Raw genomic sequence first — 12,757 nt, 5'->3', positions numbered from 1 at the left:
CATTGAATCTATTACCATGTGTGGTATTACCGGTATAGTCTATAAAGACAAGCAACGGCCTGTTGATGAAGGAATTATTCAAAGAATGGCTGATAAGATCATTCATCGCGGCCCGGATGACTACAAGACTTTTATAAAAGGCCATGTCGGCTTCGGATTTAGAAGATTGAGCATCATCGATCTTGAAATGGGCGCACAGCCTTTTGTTAGCCAGGATGGGCAAATAGTGCTCATCTGCAATGGAGAGATCTATAATTACAAAGAATTGAGAGCGGAAATGAAGGGCAGAGGATATCAGTTCCGGACCAATTCCGATATTGAGGTGCTCGTTCCCCTATATGAAACCTTTGGTGCCGATTTCCTGAAGAAACTGAATGGACAGTTCGCGCTGGCGATAGACGACAGGAAAAACGACCTGGTTCTGCTGGCCAGGGACCATTTCGGCATATGCCCGCTTTACTATACCGAACAGGATGAAGCACTGATATTCGGATCTGAAATAAAAGCCATCTTCGGAAATCCCGCCGTCAGGCGGCAAATAGATTTGAACGGGTTGGACCAGATATTGACCTATCCGTCCAATGTTAGTCCCACTACCATTTTCGCCAATATCTGTAGTGTAAAGCCGGGACATTACAACGTTTATAAAGACGGACAGATTAAAAGCCATGAATATTGGGACCTGGACTACCCTGACCTCCAGAATTCTTCGCAGGCCAGTAAAGACGAGGCCTATTATTTGGAAGGGATAGAGGCGCTGTTGAAAAAATCCGTGTCTTACCGCCTGAATGCAGATGTGCCTGTTGGGTTTTACCTGAGTGGCGGGTTAGACTCTTCCCTGATTGGCGCCCTGATGGCCCATGCGGCACCATCCAAAAAATTCCAGTCTTTTTCTGCAAGCTTCGGCGGCTCTATGGAAGATAAGACCATCAATGAGCAGAAGTATCAGCAGCTGATGAGCAATTTTCTGAAGACAGAACACAATGATATCGCCTTCAGCTGGGCCGATGCGGAAAGTAAACTAAAGGAAGTGGTCTATTATGCCGAAACGCCCCTGAAAGAGACCTATAACCTCTGCTCAATCGCTTTGTCAGAAGCCGCCCGGCAAAAAGATATCAAAGTCGTGTTGTCCGGCGAAGGGGCAGATGAGTTGTTTGGAGGCTACGCCGGTTATAAGTTTGACACCATGAAGGGAGACAGTGACGATTCCGGGGACCTGAACGAGCTGCTCGACAAAGAGATCAGAAAAACCATATGGGGCGACCGGGAATTTATTTATGAGAAAAATGAGTACGACTTCAGGGAAACCAAACAATATCTTTATTCACCTGCACTCAATAAGACCTACGACAAGTTTGACTGTCTCAAAAGCGCCGTCGTGGACAAACGGCGGATGGTGGGAAAACACCGTTTCCATCAGCGTTCCTATGCCGACTTCCGTTTGCGGCTTTCCGGCCACCTGATTGCGGACCATGGTGACAGGATGACCCTGGCCAACAGTGTAGAGGGAAGATATCCCTTCCTGGATATTGAACTGGTGGAATTTGTGAAAACGATACCGCCCGGAATGATGCTGAACAATTTCAATGAAAAATACCTGTTGAAAAAGGTGGCTCATAACTTCATACCACAGGATATTATCTGGCGGGAAAAATTCGGTTTTGTTGCCCCCGGAAGCCCGGCTTTGCTGAAAACCAATAAGGAATGGGTAAACGACCTGCTTTCCTATGACAGGATCAAAGCCCAGGGATTTTTTAACCCGGATGCCATTGAACAACTGAAGAAACTATATCTGTCAGATTCTTTTGTGTTCAATCCGCCCTATGATATCGACTTATTGATCATTGTCCTGACATTCAATATCATGCTTGATTTGTTTGGCGTTAACAACAACTAGAATTATGAAAATCAGTCAGATTCTTTCCGGTAAAATCAGGAGTACCATTTTATTCATCGTGCTTTTCGGATTACTCAACAGCCTGTTGAATGGAATGCTGCTTTTCTTTATCAATGCTACCGTGACGGGGAAAAAACTTTCGTTCCCGGATGCATATAAATTACCGTTGTTTGTGGGCATTGTGTTGGTGGCGCTTGTCTGCTCCAGGTTTTTCCAGGTTTATATGATCCGGCTTACCAGCAACATCACTTTCGAATTTGAGAAAAACATTCTTGAAAAGATCCGTTGCTCCACACTCACGGAGTTTGATGCACTGGGAAAGGAAAATATTTATACCGCTGTCAATGATACCAGGTCGCTGGCACATATCCCCGAAATTTTTATGAATGCATTCAATGCCATGGTGGTAGTGCTTTGTTGTTTTGGTTATATGTTCTGGGCGGCGCCGCTGGGAGGGCTGGTGATATTGATGACCATGACGGTCCTGCTGGTAGTATATCTTATCAGAAACAAGGGTATTCAGAAAGACCTGAATCGTCAGCGTGACCTGCAGAATAACTACTATCGCTATTTAAACGACGCTATACATGGTTTTAGGGAACTGAAGCTGAATGTGCTCAGAAGCAATAATGTGTACTATAACTGGATATTTCCCAACAGGGAACAGAACAGGCAGCTGACCAACAAAACATCCATTAAGTACCTGGATAATGAGATATCCGGTACTTACAGCTGGTACGTGATTTTCGGCGTGATTATGTTTGTTTTGCCTCTGGTGATGAAAACCAGCATTTCTACGCAGGCGGCGTTTCTTGTTACCATCATGTACCTGATTGGCCCTGTCGCTATTCTGGTGACCATTATTCCCACCTACAATTCCTTAAAGATCGCCTATGAAAGGCTGGTCATCTTTAACCACAGGCTTAGTATCAATGAGGGGGAGTTTACTGCCAGGGATTTACAGCGTGCATCGGGTGGTTTTTCCGACCTGGAGTTTGTGGATGTAAAATATCAGTATGTAAGCAGTAACAACAAAACCACCACTTTCCTCATGTCTCCCATCAATATGCGTATTGAGCAGGGAGAAGTCATCTTCGTCATAGGTGGCAACGGTAGCGGGAAAAGCACGTTTGGCCTGCTGCTTACCGGGCTTGTCAGGCCCAGGTCAGGCAAGATATTGCTAAACGGAAATGACCTGTTGTCTGAAGATATTGGACACTACCGAAGCTATTTTTCAGCTGTTTTTACGGACGGGCATCTGTTTAATGAGAACTATGACAAGGTCGATATGACGACCACGAATACAGAGTTGTACGAGTTGATCTCTCTGCTTAAGTTGAACGATAAAATAGAATTGGAGAATGACGGTGACAGGTTCAATCATAATCTGTCAAAGGGTCAAAGAAAGCGCCTCGCGCTGATCTATGCGTTGCTTGAAAGCAAGCCGATAATAGTGCTGGATGAATGGGCCGCAGAGCAGGACCCGAATTTCAGGCGGTACTTTTATACAGAGCTTGTACCGCTGTTGCAGAAGAATGGTAAAACGGTAATTGTCATTACCCATGATGACGAATACTACCGGTATGCCAGCAGGATCATAAAATTCAATTTTGGAGAAATTACCTATGACAGCAGCAAACAGGAAATGGTGCAGGATGTGAGCTGATTTAAACCCAACGTAGTTATGGAAACGCTTTTAACCCGTCTTACGCTTGCTGAGAGCCTGAGGAAGACGGCGATGTCTGATAAACAAATAACACTGGTCAGAGGTGGAGAAGACTGCTACTCCATTTCCTATCGCGATTTTTATCAACAGGTGCTGCATATGGCGGCGGCCTTGCAGGCATTGGGATTGGAGGAAAGAAGTGAAATGGTGATCATTATCAGCGATAATGAGCTTTTCCTGAAATTGTTCTGGGCCTGTATCCTCGCCAAAATCATTGTGGTGCCCGTTGCACCGGGCAGCCAGGAACAACACAAGGAAAAAGTATGGAACATCCTGCATCAGCTTGGACAACCTTCCATTGTTGCGGAGGAAAGTTTTTACCGGGACTTTGACGCTTATATTAAAAATAATCATTCCGCAGATGCCGGCAGGATAAAACGGATTGACATAGCGGACCTTCATATAGCGGGGGATAGCGGGATACCTATGCTGCCACGGATATACGAAGAGGACGTGGCTTATATACAGTATTCATCCGGCTCCACCGGAGATCCTAAAGGAGTGGTGCTTACACACGCCAACCTTTTGTCCAATACCCGGGCTATCGCTTCACGTCTGGCCATTTCAGCACAAGATGTAGCCTTGTCCTGGTTGCCACTGACGCATGATATGGGCATGATTTGCTTTCATCTTACAAATGTTGTGGCGGCGTGTGACCAGGTGATTATGCCTACCACGCTTTTCATCAAGCGCCCGTTGCTCTGGATGGACCTAGCCACCCGGTTTAAGGCTTCCATATTGTATTCTCCCAATTTTGGGTTCCAGTATCTCATGAAATCCATGGAGTCCGGTGAACAGACGATAAGATGGCAGCTTGATCATGTAAGGGTGATCATAAATGGCGCAGAACCTATTTCAGAGACTATCACCAGGCGGTTCGTTCAGCTATTGCGCGGCCATGGACTGGGCGAACATACAATGTTTCCGGGTTACGGCCTTGCGGAAGCCTCTGTGGCGGTGACCTTGCCGGATGTAGGCCATCAGCTCACATTTGTTTATTGCAAGCGGCAGCAGCTGAAAACAGGTGAACGGATTATACCCGGAAGCGCGGACGACGGGGAAAGCCTGGGCTTTGCCGATTGTGGATATCCGGTACCGGATTGCCAGGTGAGAATTGCGGACGACGAAGATGTTGTCCTGCCCGCCATGTTCATTGGCAATATCCAGGTAAAAGGAAAGAACGTTACTGCCGGCTACTATCGTCAGCCGGACTATTCGGGCCTGTTTACTGCAGATGGTTGGCTCCGTACAGGAGATATAGGATTTCTTCATCACCAAAACCTGGTGATAACAGGAAGGAAGAAAAATATCATCATCGTCAACGGGCAAAATTATTATCCGCATGACATCGAACAACTGACAGAGCGGGAGCTGGATATCAGACCTGGCAGCGTGGTAGCTGTTGGCGTGGCAGCACCGCAAATAGCTGCGCAGATAGTACTGTTTGTTTTATTCAAGGGTAGTATAAATACATTTTTCCATCAGGCAATTCGTATCAGGGAACTCCTGGCAGCCAGGATGGACATCTATCCGGATTATATATTGCCGATACGCAGCATCCCTAAAACCACCAGCGGAAAAGTGATGCATTTCCGGTTGAAAGAAGCGCTCCTGAATGGTTCCTTCGACCAGGAAATAGCGACGATGCAACAAATGGAACGGGACCACGAAAACCTGGCAAACAATGAGGATGTCGCTACCGTACTGACAACCGTCTTAAAACAAGTGGGTATCCATGGTGATATCCACCCGGACGAAAGTTTGTTCAATGCCGGATTGAGCAGCCTGAAAGCTATGTCGTTGATCAACGCGCTTAGCCGGCATCAATATGATATATCCTTTTCCATGCTGTACGAAGCAGGCACCAAAAGAGGCCTGGAAGCGCTGCTGCAACAAAGGCAAGAAAGCAGTAGTACAGTGCAGCCCATACCTAAAGCTCCCGGTGAAACATCTTATCCGCTCAGCTGGGGCCAGAAGCAGATCTACGTGGCTCATATGATGGCACCGGATTCCGCCAACCTGAACATCTCCTTTTCGGTAGAGATGCAGGGCCAGCTGGACGAAAGCCTGCTGAAAGAAGCCTTCCACCTGTTAATACTGCGACATGACGTGCTCAGGACCGCCATTCAATGGAAAGACAATGAGCCGGTCCAGGTGTTGTGCCCGCCGGAGCAGGTACAACCGGTATGGTTAAACGAAGATTTGACAGTATTGGACTACCCGGAGACACGGTTGGAAGAGCAAAAACGTTTGCTGGCGCGCTTTCCGTTTAACCTGGAACAGGCACCCCTGTACCGTTGCTGTCTGTTGAAGACGGCGCTTGATAAATGGGTGCTTATTTTTTCCATACATCACATCATCAGCGATGGCTGGTCCATTCAACTGATAGGAAAGGAATGGGAAGAGCTGTACCGGATGCTTAAAGAAGGGGTAGCCGTACCGCAACCTGCACCGGAGAAAATACAGTATAAGGATTTTGTCTTCTGGCAACAACAATTACAGCTGACAGAAAAATACCGGAAGAATCGCCTGTTCTGGGAGCAATACCTTATGGGGTCTGCGACTGGCGTTCGTATTCCTCCGTCTGTTGACAGACAGACGACTGAAAAAGGCATTGCCAAAGGAGACGTATTTAAAAAATACTTTCCGGCAGAAATGACCGAGAGTGTCCACGGCGTCGCCCGTACGCAGGACGTATCTGTCTTTAGCGTGCTGATAGCTGCCATAGCATTACTGATCAACAAGTATAATTATACCGACAGGGAGGACATGCTGATTGGGATAGATACGGCAGGCCGCACTCATCCACAGCTGGAAGACCAGATAGGATATTTTCTGCACGCGCTGCCTGTTAATATACAACCGGATGCGACTGATAATTGTGCTGCATTCCTGAAGAAGCTCCATCATGATCTTTTGCTGATCTACGATCATCAGACATTCAATATGGAGGATATTAACAGCGCTCATCGGAAAGCGACTGACTTTACTACATATAACGTACTGGTCATATTCCAGAATTTTGAGGAGGTACTGGGCTTCGATACGGTTTTTGCGGACCTGAAAGCACACACTGAAGAAATCGAAAACGATACCTGCCTGAACGATATGCTCTTCGAATTCAGTATAGACAAAGGCGTCTTGTGCCTGAAAGTGAAGTACAGCACAGTCTTGTACGATGCGGCATATGTATCAGGGATATGTGACCATTTGGAAAATATATTGCAACAGGTGTGTCAACATCCGGCTGTTCCTGTTGATCAGGTGATGATGCTGTCGTCTGAAGAAAGGGAGCAGGTATTGTATGGATTTAACGATACCCATGTCGACTGGGCGCTGCCGGATACAGATCTGATGAAGATTTTTGAGCGCCAGGTGGCGCTCCGGCCGGACGCCACGGCACTTATTTGCGAAGGAAAGACTATTTCCTATGGAGAGTTAGACCGGCGCGCCAATCAGGTGGCCGGAATAATTGCCGGTTTGCCTGGGGATAGCCATAATAAGCTGGTTGGCATTAGTACGGGCCGGAATGAGTTCCTGGTAGTTGGTATCCTGGGAGTTCTTAAGGCTGGGGCAGCCTATGTTCCTATTGATCCTGAGTATCCTGCGGAGCGGATACGTTATGTCCTTGAGCATAGCCGGTTGACGCTGGTGCTGACAGACGGGTCATTGCATGGGTGTAATGATAGTATACAGACGTTGTCACTGATTGATATTGCAGCAACAGCGACAGCTACCGGGTACAGGGATGCCGTGTCGCCTGATCAGCTGGCATATGTGATCTATACTTCCGGATCAACTGGCCATCCCAAAGGTGTGATGGTGTCGCGGCGATCACTCACCAATTATATACATGCCTTTGGCGCTTATTTTAACATCGGTACAGCTGACAGGGTTGTATTACAGTCATCCATCGCTTTTGATACGATGGTGGAAGAGATGTTTCCGGTATTGTTTAAAGGGGGAGTATTGGTATTGTCAACAGCAGGAGGGCGGGATACAGATGCCCTGGCTGACCTGATTGAAAAACAGCAGATCACGGTGTTGAGCGTGACACCGCTGGTGTTGAATGAACTAAATAACCGCCTGACATTTCCTGGTCCGCTCAGAGCGATCATTAGCGGGGGAGATGAGTTGTTGCCTTCCCATATCAATCATTTGTTCGGCGAAGTGCCCTTATTCAATACATACGGGCCAACGGAAACAACGGTATGTGCTTCTTATTTTCCGGTAACAGACATTACAAAAACACATTTTATCGGGAAGCCGATTGCCAATACGCAGGTGTATATATTGGACCATGCGCTTCATCCGCAACCAGTCACTGTTCCCGGAGAGATATGTATAGCCGGTGAAGGAGTGGCGCTTGGCTACCTGAATAATTTGTCTTTAATGAATGAGCGGTTTGTCGCGAACCCTTACGGCCAGGGTCTTCTGTACCGCACCGGAGATATTGGCCGATGGGACCATGCCGGGAATGTGGAGTTTTTGGGCCGCAGGGACACCCAGGTAAAGGTGCGCGGGTATCGTATTGAATTGGGGGAGATAGAAAAGTGCCTGCTTGGCTCAGGGTTAGTGGACCAGGTGGTTGCAGATGTTTTCCTCAACAGCAATGAAAAAACGCTGGTAGCCTATTACACCGGCGATGATGATGCTGCGGTAGTATTAAGGGAATACCTGCATGCAAGATTACCCTATTATATGGTGCCTGCATTTTTTGTTCGGTTGACGCAGTTACCGTTAACCCCCAATGGTAAGATAAACAGGAAGTTATTACCGCCGCCGGAAGCCGGTCCCCGTGTATATCATCCTCCTCAGACAGAAACAGAAAAAGCCCTGGCCCATCTATGGGAAAATATTTTGCAACATCCCCGTATCAGCATGAATGATAATTTTTTTGAGATAGGTGGCCAGTCGCTGAAAGCGATACAGGTGATCTCCAAAGTGTTTAAGGATTTCTCCGTTAAACTGGAACTGCGGGACCTTTTTGCGAACCCTGTCCTGGCACAGTTTACCGAGCGGGTGGAGATTATGATGTGGCTGAATGCTCCTGCGAAACCAGATTTAGCTAATAACGTAGATGAAATTATTATATGAAGAACTTACAAATTTTACTGAATGAACTTCGGAAGCTGGGCGTACAAATTCAGCTTGTGGACTCCCAGCTTAAGATCAATGCGCCGACAGGGGTATTGACACCTGCTTACCTGGACCAGATCAGGGATAACAAAGCAGCTATTATTGCTTATCTCGGTGAGGTGAGGAAGGAGATTTACCAGCCTATACCCAGGGTGGCTCCAATGGAGAGTTATGAATTATCAAACTCTCAGAAGCGGGTTTGGGTGGTCAGTCAGTTTAATGAGCAGTCGGTAGCATATAATATATCGGCCATTTACAGAATGAAGGGCATATTGGATACAAATGCATTGTCTGTAGCCATTCACCGACTGGTGGAGCGCCATGAAAGCCTGCGTACAGTTTTTGTGCTTCGTGACGGGGAGCCAAGGCAGCGTATTCAATCGGTGCAGGAGGCGAATATAAAGCTGGTGTTACATGATTTTAGCGATAAGGCAGATGCGGAAAATATGGCGTTGGATACGGCGAGTCAGATAAGTATGCAGCAGTTTGACCTGGAAAACGGACCGCTTTTCCGGCTGGAGATATTTCGTATAACCGATACCGTATCTATACTGCTGTGTTCCATGCATCACATTATTTCCGATGAATGGTCTATGCAGGTCATGGTACGGGAGATCAACCTGTTGTATAACACTGTTGTGGAGGGGAAAGAAGTACACCTGCCCGAGCTGTCAATTCAATACAAGGACTATGCTGCCTGGCAACAACAGGAACTAGCCGGTGAGCAGTTTAAGGCACACCGTGCGTATTGGTTGTCTCATTTTGAAGGAGACCTGCCGGTGCTGGAGCTGCCCACAGACTATAACCGTCCTGCCATGTTGAAACACCAGGGCGCGTATCTGCGGCATCGGTTCACTGCCAGCCAGACTGCCGGTTTCCAACAGCTGCTGAAGGAAAAGCAGGCTACCTTGTTTATGGGCGTCATGGCGCTTGTGAATATCCTGTTATACCGCTACAGCGGACAGTCAGACCTGATCATAGGTACTCCTGTAGCGGGCCGCGAACATCCTGACCTGGAAGAACAGGTAGGGTTCTATGTCAACACCCTGGCTTTCAGAAATAACATTGTTGCGGAAGACAGTTTTGTGAAAGTGCTTGAACATACCAGACAAACAACCATGCAGGGCTTTACGCACCAGGGATATCCCTTTGATCTGCTGATAGATGAACTGGGGCTGAAACGTGACCTGAGCCGCTCTCCGATGTTCGATGTAATGGTGGTGTGGCATAGCGGCGGTCAGGACAGCAAGGCTGACCTGGCGCTGAAAGGGATGCAGGCCGAACGGCTGCAACTTGGTGATGTTGTCAGCAAATTTGATCTGACGTTCTATTTCGATAAAAATGATGACGGGCTGCAGCTTCACATCGAATATAATACAGTATTGTATCACCCGTCCCGGATAGAGCGGATGGCGGCTCATCTGCATTGCCTCCTGGACCAGATACTTCAGTCTCCGGAAATGAGCGTGGGCGAGCTTAATTATATTCCATCGGAAGAACAACATTTGTTGTTGCATGTATTCAATGCCACCGCTAAAGACCGGGGATTAAAAAAACAGCATCTGGTGAGCTGCTTTGAGCAGCAGGTATCGCTGCACCCGGACGAGACAGCGTTTGTCAGCGGAGAAAAAACATTTTCTTTCCGGGAGTTGGACCGTTTGTCCAATCAATTGGCAAACCGGCTGCAGCGCAGCCACGGTATCAACGGAAACCCGTTAATAGGAATCAGTACCGCACGCAATGAATATTTGGTTATTGGTATCCTGGGCATTCTGAAGGCGGGTGCCGGGTACGTTCCGCTGGACCCTGCATATCCGGCAGACAGGCTGGATTATATCATTGAAGACAGCGGGCTGCAGCTGATCCTGGCAGATGACACTACCAGCGGTTATGAAGGCAAAGTGCCGGTGTTGGACCTGAGTGACGAAGAAACGTTGAAAGGTTATGCAGACACCGCTGTGGCTGCGGCTTATCAACAGGAAGATATTGCGTATGTGATTTATACATCGGGCTCTACAGGGCGTCCCAAAGGGGTATTGGTCCGCCAGGCAGGTGTTGTCAACGTGCTTGGTTTTATAAAAGAGCAGCTGGGCATCAGTATGGCTGACAGGTGGGTGGCGATCACCACCTATACTTTTGATATGTCGGTGGTAGAGTTGCTGTTGCCGTTAACAATGGGATGCCGGCTCATAGTGGCCGGGAATAATGAATGCAACATGCCTGACTTGTTAGGCGCGTTGTTGGAAACCAGCGAAGCTACGGTACTACAGGCGACGCCCGGCATGTGGAACCTGTTGCTGGAAAGTGGCTGGAAAGGCCGCAAAGGCTTACAGGTAATTTCAGGAGGGGAAGCCATGAGCGAGGGGTTGGCCCGTCAGCTGCTGGAGCGCACAGGCCGCGTGTGGAATATGTACGGTCCAACTGAGACGACCATTTTCTCTACTGCACTGGAAATAACCCGTCCGGATCAGGCCCATCTGATAGGAAAGCCTGTCACCAATACACAGCTGTATATCCTTGATGCGCGGCAACAGCTGCAACCGGTAGGTATTCCGGGTGAGCTGTGTATAGCCGGCGATGGCCTTGCCCGGGGTTATCTGAACAACGATTTACTGACCAGTGACCGCTTTATTCCCAATCCATATGGTGAAGGGAAGTTATACCGCACAGGCGATATTGCCAGCTGGACGGCCACCGGAGAAGTAACATTTTACGGACGTAGAGACAACCAGGTAAAGATCCGTGGGTATCGTATTGAACTGGGCGAGATAGAAGAAAGTTTGCTTGCTTCCGGTCTGTTGCGCCAGGCGGTCGTCACTGTATATCAGAACGGAGCGGAGAAGGCGCTGGTGGCTTATTATACGGCAGATAATACCGTCGCTGTTACAGCGCTGCGTTCCTGGCTGCAAAACCGTTTGCCGCAGTATATGGTCCCAGCTTATTTCATGGAGCTGACTCAGTTCCCGTTGACCAGTAATGGGAAAGTAAACCGCAAAGCGCTGCCGGTGCCACAGGCCCAGCGGCAGGTTTTCCGCGCACCCGTTACTGATACGGAACAGGCGCTGGCCCGCATCTGGGAAGAAGTGCTGGGAAATGGCCGGGTAGGTCTGGATGATAACTTTTTCGAGATAGGAGGACATTCGCTGAAAGTGATACAGGTCAACTCCCGTATTCTGAGAGAGCTCTCCGTAAAACTGAACCTGGAAGATTTGTTTGTTAATCCGCTGCTCTCACAACTTTCGGATAAGATCGATATGCTGTTATGGATCAATAACCCCGTTGCTGCTGATTTATCAGGTAACACAGATGAAATATTTCTATGAAAATGGAATTGTTATTAAATGAACTCCGGAAAATGGGCGTCCAACTTCAGCTGGTTGATACGCAGCTGAAGTTGAATGCGCCGGCAGGTGCTTTGACACCGGATTTGATCGGGCAGATCAGAGAAAATAAGGACGCCATTATTGCCTATCTGAAAGCTGTTAAAAAGGAGATATATCATGCTATCCCTGTTGCGGCGGCGATGGCGCACTACCCGCTGTCGCACTCACAGCAACGGCTATGGGTACTGGAGCAGCTGCAGGGACATGCGGCTACGTATAACATCCCCGTGTTGTACCGTTTGCACGGACAGCTGGACCGTGTGGCGTTGTCGGCTTCTTTCCGTGAACTGATAGCCCGTCATGAGAGCCTTCGTACGGTCTTTGTACTGGCAGACGGCGTTCCCCGTCAATCTGTTTTATCGGCCGCTGAAGGCTTCTGGACGGAAGAGGATTTTAGCACTGCGCCCTCACCGGAAGACGCCGCGCGGGAATATATTCACACGTTTATCAATACCGGCTTTGATTTGACGGCCGGCCCGTTGTTACGGGTGGCGCTGCTGCAATTGTCTGCCACCGAATACCTGCTGGCCTGGTCAGTTCATCATATAATCTCCGACGAATGGTCTATGCAGGTGATGGTGCGTGAGCTGGTGAGCCTGTACAACAGCTATG

Annotated in this window: 5 protein-coding genes and 2 pseudogenes; all 7 read left to right on the top strand. The window is 48.3% G+C overall.

Going from position 1 to position 12,757, the window contains the following annotated elements:
- Positions 1-16: 16 nt before the first annotated feature.
- On the top strand, positions 17-1,897 hold the full coding sequence (gene asnB / locus HGH92_RS00025; protein ID WP_168868729.1) for an asparagine synthase (glutamine-hydrolyzing): 1,881 nt from the start codon (positions 17-19) through the stop codon (positions 1,895-1,897).
- Positions 1,898-1,901: 4 nt separating this feature from the next.
- Positions 1,902-3,563 carry a cyclic peptide export ABC transporter gene (locus HGH92_RS00020; protein ID WP_168868728.1) on the top strand — a complete coding sequence of 554 codons (1,662 nt, stop codon included), beginning with the start codon at positions 1,902-1,904 and terminating at the stop codon, positions 3,561-3,563.
- Between the two features lie 18 nt (positions 3,564-3,581).
- Positions 3,582-6,911 (top strand): annotated as a pseudogene (locus tag HGH92_RS34275) (condensation domain-containing protein); the annotation flags it as partial.
- Positions 6,891-8,153: pseudogene (locus HGH92_RS34270) on the top strand (non-ribosomal peptide synthetase); the annotation flags it as partial. The pseudogenes HGH92_RS34275 and HGH92_RS34270, both read left to right, overlap by 21 nt.
- Positions 8,154-8,324: 171 nt before the next feature.
- The gene (locus HGH92_RS34265; RefSeq protein ID WP_410493903.1) at positions 8,325-8,720 is read left to right on the top strand and encodes a phosphopantetheine-binding protein; all 396 of its coding nucleotides are present in this window, start codon (positions 8,325-8,327) and stop codon (positions 8,718-8,720) included.
- Complete coding sequence (locus tag HGH92_RS00010; RefSeq protein ID WP_168868726.1) at positions 8,717-12,085, top strand: non-ribosomal peptide synthetase; 3,369 nt, start codon at positions 8,717-8,719, stop codon at positions 12,083-12,085. The genes HGH92_RS34265 and HGH92_RS00010 overlap by 4 nt, the downstream gene beginning before the upstream one ends.
- 2 nt (positions 12,086-12,087) lie before the next feature.
- On the top strand, positions 12,088-12,757 hold a 670-nt coding region (locus tag HGH92_RS00005; RefSeq protein WP_247654794.1), incomplete at its 3' end, for a condensation domain-containing protein.

Origin of the sequence: Chitinophaga varians (genome assembly GCF_012641275.1) — a bacterium.
GTDB lineage: Bacteria > Bacteroidota > Bacteroidia > Chitinophagales > Chitinophagaceae > Chitinophaga > Chitinophaga varians_A.
The sequence above is the reverse complement of the archived record's forward strand: the minus strand, read 5'-3'. Positions and strand labels throughout refer to the sequence as shown.

Bases quoted from the DNA above. Each gene is read 5' to 3' on its own strand.
- asnB (WP_168868729.1), top strand. From the start codon at position 17: ATGTGTGGTATTACCGGTATAGTCTATAAAGACAAGCAACGGCCTGTT.
- HGH92_RS00020 (WP_168868728.1), top strand. From the start codon at position 1,902: ATGAAAATCAGTCAGATTCTTTCCGGTAAAATCAGGAGTACCATTTTA.
- HGH92_RS34265 (WP_410493903.1), top strand. From the start codon at position 8,325: ATGGTGCCTGCATTTTTTGTTCGGTTGACGCAGTTACCGTTAACCCCC.
- HGH92_RS00010 (WP_168868726.1), top strand. From the start codon at position 8,717: ATGAAGAACTTACAAATTTTACTGAATGAACTTCGGAAGCTGGGCGTA.